General features: G+C 72.1%; 17 protein-coding genes. 14 read left to right on the forward strand and 3 right to left on the reverse strand.

The genetic code is table 11. The features are described 5' to 3' along the window. The first annotated feature begins 44 nt into the window (after positions 1 to 44). From AC0VYN_RS08060 to AC0VYN_RS08105, 10 genes are all read left to right on the forward strand, one after another. Positions 45 to 5,519 (forward strand): HAMP domain-containing protein, encoded by a 5,475-nt coding sequence (locus AC0VYN_RS08060; RefSeq protein ID WP_475535358.1) that lies wholly within the window; start codon positions 45 to 47, stop codon positions 5,517 to 5,519. 323 nt (positions 5,520 to 5,842) lie between these two features. Continuing rightward, positions 5,843 to 6,517 (forward strand): response regulator, encoded by a 675-nt coding sequence (locus tag AC0VYN_RS08065; RefSeq protein WP_385461876.1) that lies wholly within the window; start codon positions 5,843 to 5,845, stop codon positions 6,515 to 6,517. Between the two features lie 141 nt (positions 6,518 to 6,658). After that, complete coding sequence (locus tag AC0VYN_RS08070) at positions 6,659 to 9,403, forward strand: DNA translocase FtsK (protein ID WP_475535359.1); 2,745 nt, start codon at positions 6,659 to 6,661, stop codon at positions 9,401 to 9,403. Between the two features lie 263 nt (positions 9,404 to 9,666). Then, positions 9,667 to 10,518 carry a helix-turn-helix domain-containing protein gene (locus tag AC0VYN_RS08075; protein WP_475535360.1) on the forward strand — a complete coding sequence of 284 codons (852 nt, stop codon included), beginning with the start codon at positions 9,667 to 9,669 and terminating at the stop codon, positions 10,516 to 10,518. 91 nt (positions 10,519 to 10,609) lie between these two features. Continuing rightward, positions 10,610 to 12,079: a 30S ribosomal protein S12 methylthiotransferase RimO gene (rimO, locus tag AC0VYN_RS08080; RefSeq protein WP_475535361.1), complete on the forward strand. Its 1,470-nt coding sequence runs from the start codon at positions 10,610 to 10,612 to the stop codon at positions 12,077 to 12,079. Continuing rightward, entirely contained in the window at positions 12,076 to 12,849 is a 774-nt protein-coding gene (gene pgsA / locus AC0VYN_RS08085; RefSeq protein ID WP_475535362.1) for a CDP-diacylglycerol--glycerol-3-phosphate 3-phosphatidyltransferase, read from the forward strand. The genes rimO and pgsA overlap by 4 nt, the downstream gene beginning before the upstream one ends. Further along, positions 12,846 to 13,391, forward strand: coding sequence for a CinA family protein (locus AC0VYN_RS08090; protein ID WP_475535363.1), 546 nt, complete (start codon positions 12,846 to 12,848; stop codon positions 13,389 to 13,391). The genes pgsA and AC0VYN_RS08090 overlap by 4 nt, the downstream gene beginning before the upstream one ends. Before the next feature lie 109 nt (positions 13,392 to 13,500). After that, positions 13,501 to 13,881, forward strand: coding sequence for a helix-turn-helix domain-containing protein (locus AC0VYN_RS08095; protein WP_161164858.1), 381 nt, complete (start codon positions 13,501 to 13,503; stop codon positions 13,879 to 13,881). 182 nt (positions 13,882 to 14,063) lie between these two features. Continuing rightward, positions 14,064 to 14,534 (forward strand): Dps family protein, encoded by a 471-nt coding sequence (locus AC0VYN_RS08100; RefSeq protein WP_475535364.1) that lies wholly within the window; start codon positions 14,064 to 14,066, stop codon positions 14,532 to 14,534. Continuing rightward, a complete protein-coding gene (locus AC0VYN_RS08105) occupies positions 14,531 to 14,824 on the forward strand; it encodes a hypothetical protein (protein ID WP_475535365.1) in 294 nt (97 codons plus the stop codon). Before AC0VYN_RS08100 ends, AC0VYN_RS08105 begins: the two co-directional genes overlap by 4 nt. Positions 14,825 to 14,920: 96 nt before the next feature. Here AC0VYN_RS08105 and AC0VYN_RS08110 read toward each other — a convergent pair whose 3' ends face one another. Beyond that, positions 14,921 to 15,760, reverse strand: a complete 840-nt coding sequence (locus tag AC0VYN_RS08110; protein ID WP_475535366.1) for an Fpg/Nei family DNA glycosylase — start codon at positions 15,758 to 15,760, stop codon at positions 14,921 to 14,923. 18 nt (positions 15,761 to 15,778) lie between these two features. Beyond that, positions 15,779 to 20,737: an ATP-dependent helicase gene (locus tag AC0VYN_RS08115; RefSeq protein ID WP_475535367.1), complete on the reverse strand. Its 4,959-nt coding sequence runs from the start codon at positions 20,735 to 20,737 to the stop codon at positions 15,779 to 15,781. Between the two features lie 123 nt (positions 20,738 to 20,860). On the opposite strand from AC0VYN_RS08115, the gene AC0VYN_RS08120 reads away from it, so the two are divergent. The 3 genes from AC0VYN_RS08120 to AC0VYN_RS08130 are packed head-to-tail and all read left to right on the forward strand — an operon-like array spanning position 20,861 to position 22,823. Then, positions 20,861 to 21,727, forward strand: coding sequence for an AraC family transcriptional regulator (locus AC0VYN_RS08120; protein ID WP_475535368.1), 867 nt, complete (start codon positions 20,861 to 20,863; stop codon positions 21,725 to 21,727). Continuing rightward, the gene (locus AC0VYN_RS08125; protein ID WP_475535369.1) at positions 21,724 to 22,518 is read left to right on the forward strand and encodes an AzlC family ABC transporter permease; all 795 of its coding nucleotides are present in this window, start codon (positions 21,724 to 21,726) and stop codon (positions 22,516 to 22,518) included. Before AC0VYN_RS08120 ends, AC0VYN_RS08125 begins: the two co-directional genes overlap by 4 nt. After that, positions 22,515 to 22,823, forward strand: coding sequence for an AzlD domain-containing protein (locus AC0VYN_RS08130; protein ID WP_385461837.1), 309 nt, complete (start codon positions 22,515 to 22,517; stop codon positions 22,821 to 22,823). Before AC0VYN_RS08125 ends, AC0VYN_RS08130 begins: the two co-directional genes overlap by 4 nt. A 16-nt stretch (positions 22,824 to 22,839) precedes the next feature. Here the strand turns inward: AC0VYN_RS08130 and AC0VYN_RS08135 are convergent, their stop codons facing one another. Then, positions 22,840 to 23,784 (reverse strand): hypothetical protein, encoded by a 945-nt coding sequence (locus AC0VYN_RS08135; protein WP_451693123.1) that lies wholly within the window; start codon positions 23,782 to 23,784, stop codon positions 22,840 to 22,842. A gap of 81 nt (positions 23,785 to 23,865) precedes the next feature. On the opposite strand from AC0VYN_RS08135, the gene AC0VYN_RS08140 reads away from it, so the two are divergent. Continuing rightward, complete coding sequence (locus AC0VYN_RS08140) at positions 23,866 to 24,060, forward strand: DUF3046 domain-containing protein (RefSeq protein WP_385461831.1); 195 nt, start codon at positions 23,866 to 23,868, stop codon at positions 24,058 to 24,060. Positions 24,061 to 24,115: the final 55 nt, after the last annotated feature.

Below are 24,115 nucleotides of genomic sequence, written 5' to 3' on the forward strand. Positions count from 1 at the left end.
CACCGGGCACAGCAGTAACGGTCGACCCCTGCGGGAGGGACACAGTGGAGTCTGGCGCAGCGACGCGGGCCACGAAGACGCGCGCGAAAGGCGGACAGCCCCTGAGTAAGCAGGGCACGGCACGAGGCGGGACGACGACGGTCGACACGGCCGCGCTCAACCGGCTGCTCGCGGCCCTCGTGGCCATGCGGCAGGGAAACTTCCGCAAACGGCTCACGGTGTCCGGCGACGGCGTGATGTCGGAGATCGCGGCCGTCTTCAACGAGGTGGCCGACCGCAATCTGCACCTCACGGGCGAGCTGGCGCGGGTGCGGCGCATGGTCGGGCGGGAAGGCAAGCTCACGGAGCGGCTGGAGACGGGGGCCTGCGAAGGGTCCTGGGCCACCGCGATCGACAACTCAAACGCGCTCGTCGACGACCTCGTGCGGCCCGTCTCCGAGGTCAGCCGGGTGCTGTCGGCGGTGGCGGACGGTGACCTGTCGCCCCGCATGGAACTGCGGACGCAGACGGCGGAGGGCACCGGGCATCCGCTGCGCGGGGAGTTCCTGAAGGTCGGACGGACCGTGAACAACCTGGTCGACCAGTTGTCGACGTTCACGGACGAGGTCACGCGGGTGGCCAGTGAGGTCGGTACCGAGGGCAAGCTGGGCGGGCAGGCCCAGGTGCGCGGCATGTCCGGTTCCTGGAAGGACCTCACGGACTCCGTCAACACGATGGCGTACCGGCTGACCGCGCAGGTGCGGGACATCGCGCTGGTGACGACGGCCGTGGCCAAGGGAGACCTGTCCCGGAAGGTCACGGTGCACGTGGCCGGCGAGATGCTGGAGCTGAAGAACACCGTCAACACGATGGTGGACCAGCTCTCCGCGTTCTCCTCCGAGGTGACACGCGTCGCCCGCGAGGTGGGCACCGAGGGCGCGCTGGGCGGCCAGGCCCAGGTGCCCGGGGTGGCGGGCGTGTGGAAGGAGCTGACCGACTCCGTCAACACCATGGCCGGAAACCTGACGGCCCAGGTGCGCGGGATCTCCGAGGTGACGACCGCGGTCGCCAACGGTGACCTGTCGCTGAAGGTCACCGTGCCGGCCCGCGGCGAGGTGGCGCAGCTCGCCGAGACGGTCAACCAGATGACCGAGACGCTGCGGATCTTCGCGGACGAGGTCACGAGGGTGGCCAACGAGGTCGGCGGCGAGGGACAGCTGGGCGGCCAGGCGAACGTGCCGGGGGCGGCGGGGATCTGGAAGGACCTGACCGACTCCGTCAACACCGTATTCCGGAACCTGACCACTCAGGTGCGGGACATCGCCGCGGTGACGACGGCGGTGGCCAACGGCGACCTGTCGCAGAAGGTCACCGTCGACGTGGCCGGCGAGATGCTGGAGCTGAAGAACACCGTCAACACGATGGTGGACCAGCTGTCCGCCTTCGGTGCCGAGGTCACCCGGGTGGCCCGGGAGGTCGGTGTCGAGGGTGAGCTGGGCGGCCAGGCGCAGGTGCCGGGCGCGGCGGGTACGTGGAAGGACCTCACGGACTCGGTCAACACGGCGTTCCGCAACCTCACCGGTCAGGTCAGGAACATCGCGCAGGTGACGACGGCCGTGGCCAACGGCGACCTGTCGCAGAAGGTCACCGTGGACGTCTCCGGCGAGATGCTCCAGCTGAAGAACACCGTCAACACGATGGTGGACCAGCTCTCCAGCTTCGCCGACCAGGTGACCCGGATGGCGCGGGACGTGGGCACCGAGGGCCGCCTCGGCGGTCAGGCCCGCGTCGACGGGGTGTCGGGCACCTGGAAGGAGCTGACGGACTCCGTCAACTCGATGGCGGGGAACCTGACCTCCCAGGTGCGCAACATCGCGCAGGTGACGACGGCCGTGGCCCGCGGCGACCTCTCCCAGAAGATCGACGTCGACGCGCGCGGGGAGATCCTGGAGCTGAAGAACACCATCAACACGATGGTGGACCAGCTGTCGTCGTTCGCCGAGCAGGTCACGCGGGTGGCCCGCGAGGTGGGCACGGAGGGCCGTCTCGGCGGTCAGGCGCAGGTGCCCGGGGTCGCCGGGGTGTGGCGCGACCTGACCGACTCGGTGAACGGCATGGCCGGCAACCTCACCGCGCAGGTCCGCAACATCGCGCAGGTCGCGACGGCGGTGGCCCGCGGTGACCTGTCCCAGAAGATCACCGTGGACGCGCGCGGGGAGATCCTGGAGCTCAAGAACACGCTGAACACGATGGTGGACCAGCTGTCGTCGTTCGCGCAGGAGGTCACGCGCGTCGCGCGGGAGGTCGGTACCGAGGGCATCCTGGGCGGCCAGGCCGAGGTGCAGGGCGTCTCCGGCACCTGGAAGGACCTCACGCAGTCCGTGAACGGCATGGCCAACAACCTGACCATGCAGGTCCGCAACATCGCCGAGGTCACCACCGCCGTGGCCAAGGGCGACCTGTCGAAGAAGATCACCGTCGACGCCAAGGGCGAGATCCTCGAGCTCGTCACCACCGTCAACACCATGGTCGACCAGCTGTCGTCGTTCGCCGAGCAGGTCACGCGGGTGGCGCGCGAGGTGGGTACCGAGGGCATCCTCGGCGGGCAGGCGCACGTGCCCGGTGTGGTGGGCATCTGGAAGGACCTCAGCGACAACGTCAACCTGATGGCGAAGAACCTCACCGTGCAGGTGCGGAACATCTCCCAGGTGGCCGCCGCCGTCGCCAACGGCGACCTGACGCGGACGGTGACCATCGAGGCGCGCGGCGAGGTCGCGCAGCTCGCCGAGACCTTCAACACCATGGTGAAGACGCTGAGTTCGTTCGCGGACCAGGTCACCAAGGTGGCCCGTGAGGTGGGTACGGACGGCATCCTCGGCGGGCAGGCGCACGTGCCGGGCGTGTCCGGCACGTGGAAGGACCTCACCGAGTCGGTGAACCAGATGGCGTCCAACCTGACCGGTCAGGTGCGCAACATCGCCATGGTCACGACCGCCATCGCCAAGGGCGACCTGACCAAGAAGATCGACATCGACGCGCGGGGCGAGATCCTCGAGCTGAAGACCACGATCAACACGATGGTCGACCAGCTGTCCTCCTTCGCCGAGGAGGTGACCCGCGTGGCCCGCGAGGTGGGCACGGAGGGCCAGCTCGGCGGACAGGCGCGGGTGCGGGACGTGGACGGCACCTGGCGGGACCTGACCGAATCCGTGAACGAGATGGCCGGGAATCTGACCCGGCAGGTGCGCGCGATCGCGCGGGTGGCGACCGCGGTGACCCGCGGCGACCTGAACCTGAAGATCGACGTGGACGCGTCCGGGGAGATCTCCGAGCTCCAGGACTACATCAACAAGATGATCGCCAACCTGCGCGACACCACGATCGCCAACAAGGAGCAGGACTGGCTCAAGGGCAATCTCGCCCGCATCTCCGCTCTGATGCAGGGGCGCCGGGACCTCCAGGACGTGGCCTCGCTGATCATGAGCGAGCTGACCCCGGTGGTGTCCGCGCAGCACGGCGCGTTCTTCCTGGCCATGCCGCTGGTCGACGGCCAGGAGCTCGCCGCCGCCCACGACGACCAGTACGAGCTGCGGATGCTCGGCTCGTACGGCTACTCGATGGGCTCCATGCCGACCTCCTTCCGGCCGGGGGAGGCCCTGGTCGGTACGGCCGCCCAGGAGAAGCGCACCATCCTCGTGGAGAACGCGCCGACCGGCTACCTGAAGATCTCCTCCGGGCTCGGGGAGGCCCCGCCGGCCCAGGTGATCGTCCTGCCGGTGCTGTTCGAGGGGAAGGTGCTCGGCGTCATCGAGCTGGCGTCCTTCACGCCGTTCACGCAGATCCAGAAGGACTTCCTCAACCAGATCGCCGAGATGATCGCGACGAGCGTCAACACCATCTCCGTCAACACCAAGACGGAGGTGCTGCTGAAGCAGTCGCAGGAGCTGACCGAGCAGCTGCGCGAGCGTTCCGCGGAGTTGGAGCAGCGGCAGAAGGCGCTGCAGTCGTCCAACGCCGAACTGGAGGAGAAGGCCGAGCTGCTGGCCCAGCAGAACCGCGACATCGAGGTGAAGAACACCGAGATCGAGGAGGCCCGGCAGGTCCTGGAGGAGCGGGCCGAGCAGCTCGCCGTCTCCATGCGCTACAAGAGCGAGTTCCTGGCCAACATGTCGCACGAGCTGCGTACGCCGCTCAACTCCCTGCTGATCCTGGCCAAGCTGCTCGCCGACAACGCCGACGCGAATCTGTCCCCGAAGCAGGTCGAGTTCGCCGAGACCATTCACGGCGCCGGCTCCGACCTGCTCCAGCTCATCAACGACATCCTCGACCTGTCGAAGGTCGAGGCGGGCAAGATGGACGTCTCCCCGACGCGCATCGCGCTCGTCCAGCTCGTGGACTACGTGGAGGCCACGTTCCGGCCGCTGACCGCGGAAAAGGGCCTCGACCTGTCGGTGCGGGTGTCGCCCGAGCTGCCCGCCACCCTGCACACCGACGAGCAGCGGCTGCTCCAGGTGCTGCGCAACCTGCTGTCCAACGCGGTGAAGTTCACCGACTCGGGAGCGGTCGAGCTGGTCATCCGGCCCGCCCGGGACGACGTGCCGCAGGCCATCCGGGAGCAGTTGCTGGAGGCCGGCTCGATGACCGACCCGGACGGGCAGCTGATCGCGTTCTCCGTGAGCGACACGGGCATCGGGATCGCGGCCAGCAAGATGCGGGTGATCTTCGAGGCGTTCAAGCAGGCCGACGGCACCACCAGCCGCAAGTACGGCGGTACGGGCCTCGGGCTGTCCATCTCCCGGGAGATCGCGCAGCTGCTGGGCGGCGAGATCCACGCCCAGAGCGAGCCGGGCAGGGGCTCGACGTTCACCCTCTACCTGCCGCTGCACCCGAGCGAGCTGCCGGCGCACGGCTACCAGCAGGCGGATCCGGCCCTCGAGGCGGGCGAGTTGCTGGCCTCCGCGAGCGCCCCGGCCAAGACGCCGGAGCCGCAGGCCGAGACGCCGGCCGAGGTGAAGTCGTACCAGGACTCGCAGAACGGTGCCGCCGCGCTGTTCCGGCGCCGCCGCAGGGCGGTGCCGGAGCCCCGGGAGCAGGCCGCTCCGCGGGAGCAGCGGCCGGCCGGTGACCAGGACGCGGCGCCGCAGTCGCACCGGGGCATCCGGTTCGGCGGCCAGAAGGTGCTGATCGTCGACGACGACATCCGCAACGTCTTCGCCCTCACCAGCGTCCTGGAGCAGCACGGCCTGTCCGTGCTGTACGCCGAGAACGGCCGGGAGGGCATCGAGGTACTGGAGCAGCACGAGGACGTCGCGGTCGTCCTGATGGACATCATGATGCCCGAGATGGACGGGTACGCGACGACGACGGCGATCCGCCGGATGCCGCAGTTCGCCGGGCTCCCGATCATCGCGCTGACCGCCAAGGCGATGAAGGGTGACCGGGAGAAGGCGATCGAGTCGGGTGCCTCCGACTACGTCACCAAGCCGGTCGACCCCGACCACCTGCTGACGGTGATGGAGCAGTGGATGCGGGAGGAGTGAGCGGCACGTCCCGGCGGCGGTGTGCGAACGTGGTGGATGTGAGCGCGGCGGGGCCCCGGTGAACGCGCCGGGCCGCTGACTCGGTGTGGCCGGCCTCGTGTAGAAGTACGGGATTCGGGGAACCTTCTGGTCTCCCGTCGCGTTCCTGCTACGTACACAGTGACATCGCGGTGACAGGGTGTGGCGACAGGCGGGGTGCGGCTACGATGACCGGCACAAGGACGGGCGACGCAAGGGAGTCGCCCCCTGGGGCGGCACCCGCCGGTGCTGCCCCAAGTCCTGCGGACAGGGGAGGCCCCACGCCGGGGCGAGGAGGGCGGGCCATGGTGCAGAAGGCCAAGATCCTCCTGGTCGATGACCGGCCGGAGAATCTGCTGGCGCTGGAGGCGATCCTCTCGGCGCTCGATCAGACGCTGGTGCGGGCATCGTCCGGGGAGGAAGCACTCAAAGCACTGCTCACGGACGACTTCGCGGTCATTCTGCTGGACGTCCAGATGCCGGGCATGGACGGTTTCGAGACAGCCGCCCACATCAAGCGGCGGGAGCGGACCCGGGACATCCCGATCATCTTCCTCACCGCGATCAACCACGGCCCGCATCACACCTTCCGCGGGTACGCGGCAGGCGCGGTGGACTACATCTCGAAGCCGTTCGACCCGTGGGTGCTGCGCGCCAAGGTCTCCGTCTTCGTCGAGCTGTACATGAAGAACTGCCAGCTGCGCGAGCAGGCGGCCCTGCTGCGCCTGCAGTTGGAGGGCGGCGGCAAGGCCGCGGGCGTGGAGACCAAGGAGTCGGCGGGACTGCTCGCCGAGCTGTCGGCGCGGCTGGCGGCCGTCGAGGAGCAGGCCGAAGCGCTCTCCAAGCAGCTGGGCGACGAGTCGACCGACGCGGCGGCGGTGGCGACCGCGGCCCATTTGGAGCGCAAGCTCACGGGCCTGCGCCGCGCGCTGGACGCCCTCGAACCGGGCTCGTCCGGAGGCCAGCCCGCGGTGAACTGAGGCTGTCGGTGGGGCGGTCCGTGAAAACACGTCAGCGTCCGCGTCCACCGCGTCAGTTCCGGACACGCCCGCGGACGACACGAACGGGTGAAGCGGTAGGCACACGTGTCGACCGCCGTCTCCACCGGTAACCTCACACCTATGGCCTCACGTCCCTCCGCAGCCAAGAAGCAGCCCGCCAAGAAGGCGGCGGCTCCGGCGAGGAAGGCCGCCGCGAAAAAGGCACCCGCGAAAAAGGCACCCGCGAAGAGGGCGCCCGCCAAGAAGGCCGCGGCGAGGAAGCCCGCGCCGGTACCGGTGTCGAGCCCGACCGGCGGCGTCTACCGGCTCGTGCGCGCCCTCTGGCTGGGCATCGCGCACGCCGTCGGCGCCGTCTTCCGCGGCATAGGCCAGGGCGCGAAGAACCTCGACCCGGCGCACCGCAAGGACGGCGTCGCGCTGCTGCTGCTCGGCATGTCGCTGATCGTCGCGGCCGGCACCTGGGCCGACCTCAAGGGCCCGGTCGGCGAACTCGTCGAGATCCTGGTGACCGGAGCCTTCGGCCGGCTCGACCTCCTCGCGCCGATCCTGCTCGGCGCCGTCGCCGTGCGCCTGATCCGGCACCCGGAGAAACCCGAGGCCAACGGCCGGATCGTGATCGGCCTGTCCGCCCTCGTCGTGGGTGTCCTCGGCCAGGTGCACATCGCCTGCGGCTCGCCCGCGCGCAGCGCCGGCATGCAGGCCATAAGGGACGCCGGCGGCCTGATCGGCTGGGGGGCGGCGACCCCGCTGTCGTACACGATGACCGACGTACTCGCCGTGCCGCTGCTCGTGCTGCTCACGGTCTTCGGGCTGCTGGTCGTCACGGCCACCCCGGTCAACGCCATCCCGCAGCGCCTGCGGCTGCTCGGCGTGCGCCTCGGACTCGTCAGCGACCCGGAGGCGGAGGAGTTCACCGACGACGAGCGGTACGACGAGCAGTGGCGCGAGTCGCTGCCCGCCCGCCCCCGCAGGCGCGGGGGGCCACCCGCCGGGGAGCCGTACGACACCGACGGCGACGAGCAGGAGGCGCCCGGCCGCCGCCGCGGCCGGCCCCGCCGGTCCGCCGTGCCGCAGCCCGACGCGAACCGGCCGATGGACGCCGTGGACGTCGCCGCCGCGGCCGCCGCCGCGCTCGACGGCGCCGTCCTGCACGGGATGCCGCCGTCCCCGCTCGTCGCCGACCTCACCCAGGGCGTGAGCACGGGGGAGCGCGAGTCGACGACACCGACCCCCACGCCCGTACCGGCCGCGCGCCCGCAGCCCGGCAAGCCCAGGAAGGAGCCGTCCGGGCAGGGACCGGCCAAGGTGGAGGTCCCCGACCTCACCAAGACCCCGCTGCCCCAGGAGCGGGAACTGCCGCCGCGTGCCGAGCAGCTCCAGCTCTCCGGCGACATCACCTACTCCCTGCCGGCCCTCGACCTCCTCACGCGTGGCGGCCCCGGCAAGTCCCGCAGCGCCGCCAACGACGCCGTCGTGGCCTCGCTCACCACGGTCTTCACCGAGTTCAAGGTCGACGCGGCCGTCACCGGCTTCACCCGCGGCCCGACGGTCACGCGGTACGAGGTCGAGCTCGGGCCCGCCGTGAAGGTGGAGCGGATCACCGCGCTGACCAAGAACATCGCCTACGCCGTCGCCAGCCCCGACGTGCGGATCATCAGTCCGATCCCCGGCAAGTCCGCGGTCGGCATCGAGATCCCCAACACCGACCGCGAGATGGTCAACCTCGGCGACGTGCTGCGGCTCGCGGAGTCCGCCGAGGACGACGACCCGATGCTGGTCGCCTTCGGCAAGGACGTCGAGGGCGGCTACGTCATGCACTCCCTGGCGAAGATGCCGCACATGCTGGTCGCCGGCGCCACCGGGTCCGGCAAGTCGTCCTGCATCAACTGCCTGATCACCTCGATCATGATGCGGGCGACCCCGGAGGACGTCCGGATGATCCTGGTCGACCCCAAGCGCGTCGAGCTGACCGCCTACGAGGGCATCCCGCACCTGATCACGCCGATCATCACCAACCCCAAGCGGGCCGCCGAGGCGCTCCAGTGGGTCGTGCGCGAGATGGACCTGCGCTACGACGACCTCGCGGCCTACGGCTACCGGCACATCGACGACTTCAACCGCGCGGTGCGCGAGGGCAAGGTCAAGCCGCCCGAGGGCAGCGAGCGCGAGCTCCAGCCCTACCCGTACCTGCTGGTGATCGTGGACGAGCTGGCCGACCTCATGATGGTCGCGCCGCGGGACGTCGAGGACGCGATCGTGCGGATCACGCAGCTCGCGCGCGCGGCCGGCATCCACCTGGTGCTCGCCACGCAGCGGCCGTCGGTCGACGTCGTCACCGGCCTGATCAAGGCGAACGTGCCCTCCCGGCTGGCCTTCGCCACCTCCTCGCTCGCCGACTCGCGGGTCATCCTCGACCAGCCCGGCGCGGAGAAGCTGATCGGCAAGGGCGACGGCCTCTTCCTGCCGATGGGCGCGAACAAGCCGACCCGCATGCAGGGCGCGTTCGTGACCGAGGAGGAGGTCGCGGCCGTCGTCCAGCACTGCAAGGATCAGATGGCGCCCGTCTTCCGGGACGACGTCACCGTCGGCACCAAGCAGAAGAAGGAGATCGACGAGGACATCGGCGACGACCTCGACCTGCTGTGCCAGGCGGCCGAGCTGGTCGTCTCCACGCAGTTCGGGTCGACCTCGATGCTCCAGCGCAAGCTGCGCGTCGGCTTCGCCAAGGCCGGACGCCTGATGGACCTGATGGAGTCGCGCAACATCGTCGGACCGAGCGAGGGCTCCAAGGCACGTGACGTTCTTGTGAAGGCCGACGAGCTGGACGGCGTGCTCGCGGTGATCCGGGGGGAGTCTGAGGGGTAGGGAACGGTACGCGCGAATCCCCTCGCGTGGCGGATCGGGACGGCCGGCCGGCCGATCGTGACTCACCCGTTAGGGATCATCGGGCAACCGTTCCCCCATGGTGCACGTCAAGTTGAGGGAAGCGACGAAGAGGTGCACCACCGTCGGGACACGAAGCCATACCGATGGCGTACAAGTCCCGCCGTCCGGTTGCCCCACCCGTTTGTACCCCCCATAGACTGAACGTCCAGCACAGGCGGCTAAAACGCTCGAAAGGCGCCCCCGTGTCCATCGGCAACTCCCCTGAAGACGAGCGTCCGATCGAAGGCGTGTCCGAAGACGTTTCTGAGGAAGCCCGCCCCTCTGTCGGCCGTGCCCTGCAACAGGCGCGCATCGCCGCCGGGTTGACCGTCGACGACATCAGCAGCGCCACCCGTGTCCGCATCGCCATCGTGCACGCCATCGAGGCCGACGACTTCGGTCCGTGCGGCGGCGACGTCTACGCCCGCGGCCACATCAGGACCCTGGCCAAGGCCGTCCGCCTCGACCCCGCCGAGCTGCTCGCCCGGTACGAGGCCGATCACGGCGGACGCCCGGCCCCGACCCCCGCCGCGCCCCTGTTCGAGGCGGAGCGCATCCGTCCGGAGCGGCGCGGACCCAACTGGACCGCGGCGATGGTCGCCGCGATCGTCGCCGTCATCGGCTTCGTCGGTTTCACGTTCGTCAAGGGCGGCGACGACGGCGGCTCCGAGGCGAGCGTCGCCGAGGGCGCCCAGCCGACGGCCGGGCAGTCCGCCTCGGCGACCGCCTCGCCCAAGAAGCCGGCCGACCCCGGGCCGGACCCCAGCGACAGCGCCATCGCCGCCGCGCCGCGGGACAAGGTGACCGTCAAGGTCAGCGCCACCGACGGCCGCAGTTGGATCTCGGCCAAGGACCACAGCGGCCGGCTGCTCTTCGACGGCCTGCTCAAGCAGGGCGACTCCAAGACCTTCCAGGACAACGAGAAGGTCAACCTCGTCCTCGGCGACGCCGGCGCCATCCAGCTCTACGTCAACGGCAAGAAGATCGAGGACGACTTCCAGCCGGGAGCCGTGGAGCGGCTGACGTACACGAAGGGTGACCCGCAGGTCGGCTGAGCGACCCGGGGTACGCGTCGTCAAGGGGTTGGCCGGGATCGGCCAACCCCTTCGACATGGGCCGTCGGCGGGACGAAGTAGTCTTGAGCCCATGCCTGAAAGCCGTACCGTCGCACTGGTCACCCTTGGCTGCGCCCGTAACGAGGTGGACTCGGAGGAGCTCGCAGGCCGTCTGGAGGCGGACGGCTGGAAGCTCGTCGAGGACGCCGAGGAAGCGGACGTCGCCGTCGTGAACACGTGCGGCTTCGTCGAGGCCGCCAAGAAGGACTCCGTGGACGCCCTCCTGGAGGCCAACGACCTCAAGGGTCACGGCAGAACCCAGGCCGTGGTGGCCGTGGGCTGCATGGCCGAGCGGTACGGCAAGGAGCTCGCCGAGGCCCTTCCCGAGGCCGACGGCGTCCTGGGCTTCGACGACTACGCCGACATCTCCGACCGGCTCCAGACCATCCTCAGCGGCGGCGTGCACGCCGCCCACACCCCGCGCGACCGGCGCAAGCTGCTGCCGATCAGCCCCGCCGAGCGCCAGGAGGCCGGCGCGGCCGTCGCCCTGCCGGGGCACGGCCCCGCCGACCTGCCCGAGGGCGTCGCCCCCGCCTCCGGCCCGCGCGCGCCCCTGCGCCGCCGCCTGGACGGCTCCCCGGTCGCCTCGGTGAAGCTGGCCTCCGGCTGCGACCGGCGCTGCTCCTTCTGCGCCATCCCCTCCTTCCGGGGCTCCTTCATCTCGCGCCGTCCGAGCGACGTGCTGAACGAGACGCGGTGGCTGGCCGAGCAGGGCGTGAAGGAGATCATGCTGGTCTCCGAGAACAACACCTCCTACGGCAAGGACCTCGGCGACATCCGCCTGCTGGAGTCCCTGCTGCCCGAGCTCGCCGAGGTCGACGGCCTCGAGCGGGTGCGCGTCAGCTACCTCCAGCCGGCCGAGATGCGCCCGGGCCTGATCGACGTGCTGACCTCGACGCCGAAGGTCATGCCCTACTTCGACCTGTCCTTCCAGCACTCCGCGCCGAACGTGCTGCGGGCGATGCGCCGCTTCGGTGACACCGACCGCTTCCTGGAGCTGCTGGACACCATCCGGACCAAGGCCCCCGAGGCGGGCGTGCGCTCCAACTTCATCGTCGGCTTCCCCGGCGAGACCGAGGCCGACCTCGCCGAGCTGGAGCGCTTCCTGAACCACGCGCGACTGGACGCCATCGGCGTCTTCGGCTACTCCGACGAGGAGGGCACCGAGGCGGCCACGTACGAGGACAAGGTCGACGAGTACGTCGTCGCCGAGCGGCTGGCACGCGTGTCCCGGCTGGCCGAGGAACTCGTCTCGCAGCGGGCCGAGGAGCGGGTCGGCTCGACCGTGCGGGTACTCGTGGAGTCGGTGGACGAGGACGGCGTGTACGGGCGTGCGGCCCACCAGGCGCCGGAGACGGACGGCCAGGTGCTGCTCACGGGCGGCGAAGGTCTGAGTGCCGGTCGTATGGTCGACGCGAAGGTGGTCGGTACGGAGGGCGTCGACCTGGTGGCCGAGCCGCTGCCGGGCTCGCCCGCGTGGAGCGAGGAGGCGGCCAGATGACCGGAGTCCCGGCGTCCGCGGCGGGCGGCTCCTCGAGCGCGCGCGCGACCGGGCCGCGCGGCGCCCCGGGCGGGGCGCAGGAACCGGCCGGGCGGACGACTTCGGGGGGTGCCGTGGAGCGGGGTGCGACCGAGGGCGGTGCCGCCGCGCGCGGTGGCAAGATCGCGGCCGCCGCCGTCAACCAGGCGAGCGTCTGGAACGTGGCGAATCTCCTGACGATGCTCCGGCTGTTCCTGGTGCCGGCGTTCGTCGCACTGATGCTGGGCAACGGCGGATACGACCCGGCCTGGCGCTCGTTCGCCTGGGCGTCCTTCGCCATCGCCATGATCACCGACCTCTTCGACGGTCACCTCGCCCGCACCTACAACCTCGTCACGGACTTCGGGAAGATCGCCGACCCCATCGCCGACAAGGCGATCATGGGGGCGGCGCTGATCTGTCTGTCGGCGCTGGGCGACCTGCCGTGGTGGGTCACGGCCGTCATCCTGGGCCGGGAACTCGGGATCACCCTGCTGCGTTTCCTGGTCATCCGGTACGGCGTCATCCCCGCGAGCCGCGGCGGAAAGCTGAAGACCCTCACCCAGGGGGTGGCTGTCGGCATGTACGTCCTGGCCCTGACGGGGCCCCTGGCCACCCTGAGGTTCTGGGTGATGGCCGCGGCGGTCGTGCTGACCGTGGTGACCGGACTGGACTATGTGAAGCAGGCCATCGTCCTGCGCCGGCAGGGAATCGCCGAGCGCAGAGCGGCGTTGAAGGGGACGGAAGGTTGAGCTCCACGGCTGCCGAAGTCGTGCGACTACTCACGGTGAGGGGCGAGACCCTCGCGATCGCCGAGTCACTGACCGGTGGTCTGGTGGCGGCCGGGATCACGGAGGTCCCGGGGGCGTCGAAGGTCTTCCGGGGTTCGGTGACCGCGTACGCCACGGAACTGAAGCGGGATCTGCTCGGAGTCGAGGCCGGCTTGCTGGCGGCTCGAGGAGCGGTGGATCCACAGGTCGCCGCGGAGATGGCGGCCGGAGTGCGCAAGGCACTGCGAGCCGACTGGGGCATCGCGACGACCGGCGTCGCGGGCCCCGATCCCCAGGACGGACAGCCGGTGGGAACGGTCTACGTGGCCGTGCACGGACCTGTCGCATCGTGTGAGGGTTCCGCCCCTGGCGGAAATGTGGAGGCGCTGCGGTTGAACGGCGACCGCGCGGAAATTCGTATGGAGAGTGTACGGAGCGTGCTCGCACTCCTTCTGAGGGAGCTTGCGGGCGAACAGACCGGGAATGAGCGGGCACAGGATACGGAACGGAACGGGGGGTTCTGATGTTTGCAGCCCTGAGTGAACACGACATCGCTCCCCGCACGGCCGCGGCGCGAGGCGGTACGGTGGGGCGTGAAGGATGCGGCTACGCGGTCCGAGGAGGGAGCCACCGATGATTCTGCTCCGTCGCCTGCTGGGTGACGTGCTGCGTCGGCAGCGCCAGCGCCAGGGCCGTACTCTGCGCGAAGTCTCCTCGTCCGCCCGAGTCTCACTCGGCTATCTCTCCGAGGTGGAGCGGGGGCAGAAGGAGGCGTCCTCCGAGCTGCTGTCCGCCATCTGCGACGCGCTGGACGTACGGATGTCCGAACTCATGCGGGAAGTGAGCGACGAGCTCGCCCTCGCGGAGCTGGCCCAGTCCGCCGCGGCCACGTCGAGCGAGTCCGTGCCCGCGCCGGTTCGTCCGATGCTGGGTTCCGTGTCGGTGGCCGGTGTGCCACCGGAACGAGTGACGATCAAGGCGCCTGCGGAAGCGGTGGACGTCGTCGCCGCCTGAGCGTTCGCACGTCGGCGTACGAGGCCCCGGCCAGGGCTTCTCCGGGAGACCGGAGGGGTGCGGTCGGGGTTTTGCGTGTCCGGGCGCGAGCCGGCCGCAAGCGCGTGTCCGCCGGTTGCCGGTCCGTGGGCTTGCGGTCATCGTGGAAGGACATGCCCGGGGGAGAACCGACGGAGGTGCGGATGTACATCGTCAAGAGCCCCTTGTCCGACGCGAATCTCAAGATCGTGTCCGACGCGCTGCAGGGCGCCCTCGTCGACCTGGTGGACCTGGCGCTCGTCGCCAAGCAGATCCACTGGAACGTCGTCGGACCGCGTTTCCGCTCCGTGCATCTCCAGCTGGACGAGGTCGTCGACACCGCGCGCACGCACTCCGACACCGTGGCCGAACGCGCCTCGGCGCTCGGCGTGTCACCGGACGGGCGGGCCGCGACCGTCGCGGTCGGCAGCGGCATCGGCGTGACGCCGGAGGGCTGGGTGGACGACACCGCCGCGGTGGGGGCGATGGTCGACGCGCTGGGCGCGGTGATCACCCGGATGCGGGAACGGATCACCAACACCGGGGACCCGGACCCCGTGAGCCAGGACATCTTCATCCGGATCACGGGTGATCTCGAGAAGCAGCATTGGATGTTCCAAGCCGAAAACGGATGACATCGGCGGCCGTGCGCCGGGCGGTCGCGCTCGGGCTCGGCGTGCTGTGGTGGTGGGCCGTGCTGCGTCTGGTGATGGTGCCCGGCGCCGGTGTGGTCGAGGGAGCGGTCGCGGTCGGCGGATGGGGGCTGAGCGTGCTGCCCGTGCACTGTGTGCCGCACAGTCGGGCGGCGGGGGCCGTCGACGCGGGGCGCTGGCGCCGGGCCCTGCGGATGATGCTGCGGAGCCCGGACTCCCCATGTCCCGCGCGGGAGCCGCGGAGTGGTGCGCCGGGCCCCGGCGAGGAGTAGTGCGGGGCTGCCGTGGCCGTCGCGTCACAGCGTCGGCCCGGCCGGCTTGGAGCCTCGGGACGCGCTGCCGGTCGGCCGGGTCACCGAGCCGGCGGGTCACCTCTCCGAGCGCCGCCTCCCGGCACCGGTGAAGCCGCCCGGCCGCGGCGCGGGGCCCGCCTGGCAGACGGGGCACCAGTACGTCGGGCGCTCACGGGAGCCGTCGCCCTGGTCGGCCAGACGGATGGACGTACCGCAGCGCAGGCACGGGCGGGGCGCGCGGCCGTAGACGAACAGGTCCTGGCCGCGCAGGCCGGTCGTGCGACGGACCGGACGCTCGCGGTTGACCTCCAGGAGCCTCTTGGCGAGCTCGGGCAGCTTCGCGGCCCGGTCGGCCGGCAGCTCGCCCGCCGGCAGCCACGGGGTGACGCCGAGCAGGAAACAGAGCTCGCACTTGTAGACGTTGCCGATCCCGGCGAGATTGCGCTGGTCGAGCAGGGCCTCACCGAGGGAGCGGGCGGGGTCCGCGCGGAGGTTGTCCAGGGCCCTCTCCGGGTCCCAGTCAGGGCCCAGCAGATCGGGGCCGAGATGACCGACGGCACGCTCCTCGTCGGCGGTGCGCAGCAGCTCCACCACCCGGAGGCGGTAGCCGACGGCCGTACGCTCAGTGTTCTCGAGGACGACACGGATCTGGTACGCCGGGCCGCCGCTCCAGCGCTGGCCGGCGGCGAACACCTTCCAGGAGCCGTCCATCCTGAGGTGCGAGTGCAGCGTCAGGCCGCCCTCGATGCGGGTGAGCAGGTGCTTGCCGCGCGGGGTGACGTCCAGAACGGCACGGCCGGAGAGGTCGACCGTCGCGTACCGGGGCACGCGGAAGTCGCTGCGGGTCAGCGTCCTGCCCGCCAGTGCGCCGTGCAGCCTGCGTGCGGCCTGCCAGACCGTGTCTCCCTCGGGCATGGGTCAAGGGTGACAGGCTCACGCCCGGATGCGCAGGCCGCGCGGGGTGGCGATGAAACCCGCCTCCTCCAGGAGGGCACCGAAGGGGGACGTCAGGGCCGTGGCGCCGTTGATGCGTTCCACCGTGACCGTGCCGAGGGAACCCGCGCGGGCCGCGGCGGCGAGAGCCTCCGTGGCGGCGCCCAGAGCGGCGTCCTCGGCCGGCCGACCGTCCGGATCGGACGGCCAGAGCAGCAGGGTCTTGCCACCGCGCTCCATGTAGAGCGCCGGCTCGCCCTCCACCAGCACCACCAGGGACCCCGCCTTGCGTCCCGGTTTGTGCGTGGCTCCGGCCGGGGGCTCGGGCCAGCTCAGGGCCGCGCCGTAGGCGTTCGCCGGATCGGCGGCGGCCAGGACGACGGCCCGGGAAGCGGGGGACGGGCGGGGGCGACGGCCGGGAGAACCGGCCTCGTAGGAGTCGCGCGGAAGACCGTAGCCGCCCTGCGAGCCACCGCCTCGCGGGCCCCCGGCACCCGGTTCGGCGTAGTCGCGCGGGGAGGCGTGGTCGCCCCGGGCACGGGGAAGCGACCGGGCGGGCGAGAAGGCGTCCGCGGAACCGTCCGGGGCGTCACCGCCGGCCGCGAAGTCGTCGAAGGGGGCACGGCCGAAGTCCCAGTCGTCGGGGGCGGGGCCGTCGGGTGACGTGCGCTCGCCGGGGCCGCCGCCGAGGTCCGCCCGGCCGGGCGGGCCCTCGCCGCGCTCCCGGGCGTTGGCGACCGCGCGCAACCGGTCCACGGCGCCCTCCACGGCGAACTGTGCCGCGCCGAGCCCCTCCACGACATAGCCGCGCCGCGCCTGGCCGCTCTCCTCGAAGGCGGCCAGGATGCGGTACACCGCTGAGAAACCCCCTTCGACGCCCTCGGCGGCGACGGCGCCCCGGGTCACCACGCCGTGCCGGTCCAGGAGCGTGCGGGACAGGGCGTGGGCGCGCACCGTGGTGTCGGCCTCCCGGGCCGGGAGCAGCGACCAGCGGCCCGCGACCGTCGGCGGACCGGTGCGGGACGTGGCGCGGGCGGCGGCCGTCAGCGAGCCGTAGCGTCCCCGCGGCACCGCGCGTTTGGCACGGTGGGCGGTCGCTCCCGCGGTGCGGCCCGAGCCCAGCAGGGAGCGCAGGGGTGCCAGCGTGTCGTTCGTCAGCCGCCCGGACCAGGCCAGGTCCCACAGGGCGTCGGCGAGCTGCGGGTCCGTGACGTCCGGGTGCGTGGTGGCACGGACCTGGTCGGCGATCTGCCGGAAGAACAGGCCGTAGCCGCCGGACAGGCTGTCCAGGACGGACTGGTGCAGCGCGGTCGGCTCCAGCGGGTGCGGCGGGGGCAGGAGGACCGGTGCCGCGTCCGCGAGGTAGAGCGATACCCAGCCGTCCTTGCCGGGGAGGGAGCCCGCTCCCGCCCACACCACCTCGCCGGCGGCCGTGAGCTCGTCCAGCATCGCCGGCGTGTAGTTCGCCACCCGGGACGGCAGGACGAGCTTCTCCAGGGCGGACGCCGGCACGGAGGCACCCTGCAACTGCTCGACCGCCCGCACCAGCCCGTCGATGCCGCGCAGCGTGTGTCCCTTGCCGATGTGCTGCCACTGGGGCAGGAACTGGCCGAGCGCGGCCGGCGGCACCGGCTCCAGCTCGTGCCGCAGCGCGGCCAGGGAGCGGCGCCGCAGCCGGCGCAGCACCGTCGCGTCGCACCACTCCTGGCCGATCCCGGCCGGATGGAACTCGCCCTGCACGACCCGCCCCGCCGCGGCGAGCCGCTGCAGGGCGCCCTCGGTGACCGCCACGCCCAGACCGAAACGGGCGGCGGCGGCGACCGACGTGAAGGGCCCGTGGGTGCGGGCGTACCGGGCGAGGAGGTCGCCGAGCGGGTCCTTGACCGGCTCGGTGAACGCCTCGGGCACACCGACGGGCAGCGCCGTGCCCAGTGCGTCGCGCAGCCGGCCCGCGTCCTCGATCGCCGCCCAGTGGTCGGCCCCCGCGATCCGCACCTTGATCGCCCGCCGGGCGGCGGCCAGCTCGGGGGCCCACTGCGGCTCCGCGCCCCGCTCCGCCAGCTCGGCGTCCGTGAGCGGGCCGAGCACGCGCAGCAGGTCCGCGACGCCCTCCGGGTCCTTGATGCGCCGGTCCTCGGTGAGCCACTGCAGCTCGCGCTCCAGCTCGCCCAGCACGTCGGCGTCGAGCAGTTCGCGCAGTTCCGCCTGGCCGAGCAGCTCGGCCAGCAGCCGTGAGTCCAGCGACAGGGCGGCGGCCCGGCGCTCCGCGAGCGGCGAGTCGCCCTCGTACAGGAACTGGGCGACGTACCCGAAGAGCAGGGAGCGGGCGAACGGGGAGGGCTCCGGGGTGGTGACCTCGACCAGGCGCACCTTGCGGGACTCCACGTCGCCCATCAGCTCGACCAGGCCGGGCACGTCGAAGACGTCCTGGAGGCACTCGCGGACCGCCTCCAGGACGATCGGGAACGAGCCGTACTCGCTCGCCACCTCGAGCAGCTGCGCGGCGCGCTGGCGCTGCTGCCACAGCGGGGTGCGCTTGCCGGGACTGCGGCGCGGCAGCAGCAGCGCACGGGCGGCGCACTCCCGGAACCGGGACGCGAACAGGGCCGATCCGCCCACCTGGTCGGTGACGACCCGGTCGACGTCACCCTTGTCGAAGACGACGTCGGCCGCGCCCACGGGGGCCTGCTCGGTGTCGTACTCGCGCCCCGGCCGCGAGGGCTCCTGGTCGAGCAGGTCAAGGCCCATCAGATCGGCGTCCGGCAGACGCAGGACGATGCCGTCGTCGGCGTGCATGACCTGGGCGTCCATGCCGTACCGCTCGGACAGGCGGGCGCCGAGCGCGAGCGCCCACGGGGCGTGGACCTGGGCGCCGAAGGGCGAGTGCACCACGACGCGCCAGTCGCCCAGCTCGTCCCGGAAGCGCTCCACGACGATCGTGCGGTCGTCGGGCACATGGCCGCAGGCCTCGCGCTGCTCGTCGAGGTACGCCAGCACGTTGTCCGCCGCCCAGGCGTCCAGGCCCGCGGTGAGCAGGCGCAGCCGGGCGTCCTCCTTCGTGAGGGCACCGACCTCGCGCAGGAACGCGCCCAGCGCGCGGCCCAGCTCGAGGGGGCGGCCCAGCTGGTCGCCCTTCCAGAACGGCAGCCGGCCCGGTACGCCGGGAGCGGGGGAGACCAGCACCCGGTCGCGCGTGATGTCCTCGATGCGCCAGGAGCTCGTGCCGAGCGTGAAGACGTCCCCGACCCGGGACTCGTACACCATCTCCTCGTCGAGCTCGCCGACCCGGCCGCCGCCCTTCTTGGGGTCGGCGCCGGCGAGGAACACCCCGAAGAGCCCGCGGTCGGGGATCGTTCCGCCGGAGGTGACGGCGAGGCGCTGTGCGCCCGGACGGCCGGTGACGGTCCCGGTGACCCGGTCCCACACCACGCGCGGGCGCAGCTCGGCGAAGGCGTCGGAGGGGTAACGGCCCGCGAGCATGTCCAGGACGGCCGTGAAGGCCGATTCCGGCAGGGAGGCGAAGGGGGCGGCGCGGCGGACGGTCGTGAGCAGGTCGTCGACCTGCCAGGTGTCCAGCGCGGTCATCGCGACCAGCTGCTGGGCCAGGACGTCCAGCGGGTTGGCGGGGATCCTCAGGGCCTCGATGGCGCCGCTGCGCATTCGCTCGGTGACCACGGCGGCCTGCACCAGGTCACCGCGGTACTTGGGGAAGACCACGCCCGTGGAGACCGCCCCGACCTGGTGGCCCGCGCGGCCGACGCGCTGGAGGCCGGAGGCGACGGAGGGCGGTGACTCGACCTGGACGACGAGGTCGACGGCGCCCATGTCGATGCCCAGCTCCAGGCTGGAGGTGGCGACGACGGCGGGCAGGCGGCCGGCCTTGAGGTCCTCCTCGACGAGGGCGCGCTGCTCCTTGGAGACCGAGCCGTGGTGGGCGCGGGCGATCACGGCCGGGGCGCCCTGGGCGGCCCCCGAGCCGCCCATGAGTTCCGCGGGGGAGTGGTGTTCGTCGAGGGGCTCGCCGGTCGCCCGCTCGTAGGCGATCTCGTTGAGCCTGTTGCACAGGCGCTCGGCCAGCCGGCGGGAGTTGGCGAAGACGATGGTGGAGCGGTGCGACTGGACGAGGTCGGTGATCCGCTCCTCGACGTGCGGCCAGATCGACGGGCGCTCGGCGCCCTCGTTGCCGTCCGCGACCGGGGAGCCGGCGAGCTCGCCCAGGTCCTCGACCGGGACGACGACGGAGAGGTCGAACTCCTTGCCCGAGTCGGGCTGGACGATCTCCACCTTGCCGCGGGGGGCGAGGAACCGGGCGACCTCGTCCACCGGGCGGACCGTCGCCGACAGGCCGATGCGGCGGGCCGGCTTCGGCAGCAGCTCGTCCAGCCGCTCCAGGGTGAGCGCCAGATGGGCGCCGCGCTTGGTGCCCGCCACCGCGTGCACCTCGTCCAGGATCACCGTCTCCACGCCGGTCAGCGCCTCGCGCGTGGCCGACGTGAGCATCAGGAACAGGGACTCCGGCGTCGTGATCAGGATGTCCGGCGGGCGGGTGGCCAGGGCCCGGCGCTCGGCGGCCGGGGTGTCGCCCGACCGGATGCCGACCTTCACCTCGGGCTCGGGCAGACCGAGCCGGACGGACTCCTGGCGGATGCCGGTCAGCGGGCTGCGCAGGTTGCGCTCGACGTCGACGGCCAGGGCCTTGAGCGGAGAGACGTACAGGACCCGGCAGCGCTTCTTCGGGTCGGCCGGCACAGGCGTGGAGGCCAGCTGGTCCAGCGCGGCGAGAAAGGCGGCCAGCGTCTTGCCGGAACCGGTGGGGGCGACCACCAGCACGTCCGAGCCCTCCGAGATGGCCTGCCACGCACCCGCCTGGGCGGCGGTGGGCGCGGAGAAGGCACCCGTGAACCAGCCGCGGGTCGCGGGGGAGAAGCCGTCCAGGGCCCGGTGTGCGGAGCTGACCATGGATCCATCCTGCACCCGGGCACTGACAAACGGCCCGGGCCGGGCGACGGGGCGCCCGGCCGCCCAGCTCGGCCGGGGGCACGCCGGCCGGGCAGGACCGCCCGGGTGGCGGAGAATGGACCCATGGCGGGATCGGGCGAACGGGCGAGGCACTGGCGGTACGCCGCGCTGCCCGGCGTCGACCTGCTGCGCGCCCAGTACATACGGAAGACCTTCGTACGGCACACCCACGAGCACTTCGTCATCGCGGCCATCGCCGACGGCGTGGAGGTCTTCCACCACGGCGGAAGCGACCAGTACGCCGGTGCCGGATCACTCGCGCTGGTCAATCCCGACACCCCGCACACGGGCCGGGCCGGCGTGCCGGAGGGCTGGCGGTACGGGGCGGTCTACCCGTCGCCCGCCCTGGTGGCCGGGATCGCCGCGGAGACGACCGCACTGCGCGGTACGCCGGGGTTCCTCCGGCCGGTGCTCGACGACCCGTACAGCGTCGAGCTGGTGCACCGGGTGCTGCGGGCGGCCGACGAGGGCAACGCGCTCACCGCCGACACCCTGCTGCGGGTGGTCGTGACCCGGCTGCTGCGGCTGAACGGCGGCCCGCTGCCACGGCGGGAGGTGCGGACCGCCGGGGCCCGGATCGCGGCACGCGCGCGTGCCGTGCTCGAGGAGCGGATGGCCGACCCGCCGAGCCTGGAGACGCTGGCCGCGGAGTTCGGGAGCAGCCCGTTCGCGTTGCTGCGCGCCTTCCGGGACACGTACGGGATGCCGCCCCACACCTGGCTGACGGACGCCCGGGTGCGCCGGGCGCGGCGGATGCTGGACGCCGGTACGGCACCGGCCGAGGCCGCCGTCGCCGTGGGCTTCACCGACCAGCCGCACCTGAACCGGCACTTCGCGCGCATCGTGGGCGTACCGCCCGGCGCGTACCAGCGGGAGCGCAAGAACGTACAAGACGCGCGACGGCGACCGCTCCTACCGTTCGAGGCGTGACAGAACAGACAGTCGTTCCCCGAACGGACGTCGCCGACGGCACACCGGACGCCGCCGTCGTGCGCGACGCCCTCGGGGTCGGAATCGCCGTCGGCCTGTCGGGGTTCGCCTTCGGAGTGACCTCGGCGGGCAGCGGCCTCACCGTGCTCCAGACCTGCGCGCTCAGCCTCCTGGTCTTCACCGGGGCGTCCCAGTTCGCGCTCGTGGGGGCGCTCGCGGCCGGCGGCAATCCGCTCACGGCCGCGGCCGGGGCCTTCTTCCTGGGAGTGCGCAACGCCTTCTACGGGCTGCGGCTGTCGCAGTTGCTGGCCCTCCCGCGCGCGGTGCGGCCGTTCGCGGCCCAGTGGGTCATCGACGAGACGACGGCCGTGGCCCTCGCGCAGCCGACGCGACGCAGCGTCAGGATCGGGTTCACCGTCACCGGTCTCACCCTGTACGTGCTGTGGAACCTCACGACCCTGCTCGGCGCCCTGGGAGCGGAGGCCATCGGGGACACGAACGCCTGGGGCCTCGACGCGGCCGGACCCGCGGTCTTCCTGGCACTGCTCGCGCCGATGCTGAGGACCACCACCGAGCGCACGGTCGCCGCGCTGGCCGTCCTGCTGGGGCTCGGCCTGCTGCCCGTCCTGCCCGCCGGTGTGCCCGTCCTGGTGGCCGCGCTGGCGGCGCCGGCCGTCCTGTGGGCGCGGGGACGCCGCGGGGGAGGGGCCGCACAGGCCCTCCCGCGGGACGGCGTACGGGACGGTGCGCGGGACACCGCGCCGGGTTCCGTTCGGGAGGAAGAGCGTTGACCATCTGGATCGCGATCGGCGTGACCGCACTCGGCTGCTACGCCGTCAAACTCGCCGGGCTGCTCGTGCCCGCGGGCGCCCTGGAGCGGCCGCTGGTCAGGCGTCTCGCCGCCCTGCTGCCCGTCGCCCTCCTCGCCGCGCTCACGGCCCAGCAGACCTTCGCGGACGGGCGGGCCCTCGTCCTGGACGCACGGGCCGCGGGCGTCGCCGCGGCCGCCGTGGCCCTGGTGCTGCGGGCGCCGTTCCTGCTGGTCGTCGGGGCGGCGGTGGTCGTCACCGCGGGTGTGCGGGCCCTGGGCGGATGAGACCGGGCGGGGCCGGTCAGCCGATGGGGCGGCCGTGCGCCCGCAGGGTGCGCAGGGCGTCGAGCGTCACCAGGGGGCGTGCCTCCAGGGCCGGGGCGGGTGCCCAGTGGCGCCAGCGGACGGGCCAGCCGCCGTCCTCGTCCTGTTCCGCCGAGAGGAAGTCGAGGGAGCGGGCCATCTCCTCGTCCGTGAACCACGCGCGCGCGAGGGAGTGCGGGGTCCTCGCGTAGTCGTGGGGGAAGTGGTGCTCGCCCGGTGCGTAACCGGGGGAGACCGGGTAGCCGTCGCGGGCGTCCGGATCGAGCACCGCGAGGCGCTGCTCGCGCACCAGGCGGCCCAGTCTCTCGGCCGCCGCCTGTGCGCGCGGACGGTCGGGGGCGGCGTCCAGGAAGGCCACGGCGGCCTCCACCTCGTACGGGTGGGAGGTCCGCACCGACTCGACCGCCCGCCAGCAGAAGTCCGTGGCACGGAACAGCCAGGCGTGCCAGACCTCGTTGCGGTGCAGCAGGCCTACCACCGGCCCGGTGGCGAGCAGCTCCCCGGGAGGGTCGTCCACCACCGGCACGAAGGGGGCGGCCGGGTATCCGCGCTGGCTGGGATGGATCGCGGGCAGGGCCCCGTCGGCGGTGGAGACGGAGGTCAGGTAGCGGCACATCCGTTCCACGCGCTGCCCGCCGCAGCGCCCGACGGCGTCCAGGACGCGCAGGGCGTGCGCGGTGTGCAGCGGCTGGCTGACGGGGCCGCGCAGGTCGGGCTCCAGGGCGTGACCGTACCCGCCGTCGGCGTTGCGGTAGGCGTCCAGCGCGGTCTCCACCGGCCCGGCGTCGCCGTCGCGGAAGTGGTACGCGAACAGGCGTTGCTCCAGCACGCGCGCGGTGAGCCAGACGAAGCGCTCCGCGCGCGCGAGCGGGGAGCGTGCGGCGGACGTCGGGGGGAGTGGGGAAGCTCCGTTCTCGGACATGCGTCAGACCGTAGGACGGAAAGCGGTCCCAGTACGTGGTCCCGGCACAGGGCCCACTCTCAGGGGCGGGATACTGGAGTCATGCGGTTGACGGTCTTCTGGGAGCGGATGACGGAGCACTTCGGTCCGGGCTACGCCGACACCTTCGCGCACGATCACGTGATGACGGAGCTCGGCGGTCTCACGGTGCACGGGGCGCTGGAGGCGGGCTGGGACGCCAAGGACGTGTGGCGGGTCGTCTGCACCGTCATGAACGTGCCACAGGAGCAGCGCTGATCCGTCACGAAGATCGCGGACCGTGCGTCCGCTGTCGGTGGCGTGGGCGAGACTT

The sequence above is a fragment of the Streptomyces sp. 63XJN7_1_ISO-PGPR-S23-121 genome (assembly GCF_056173025.1).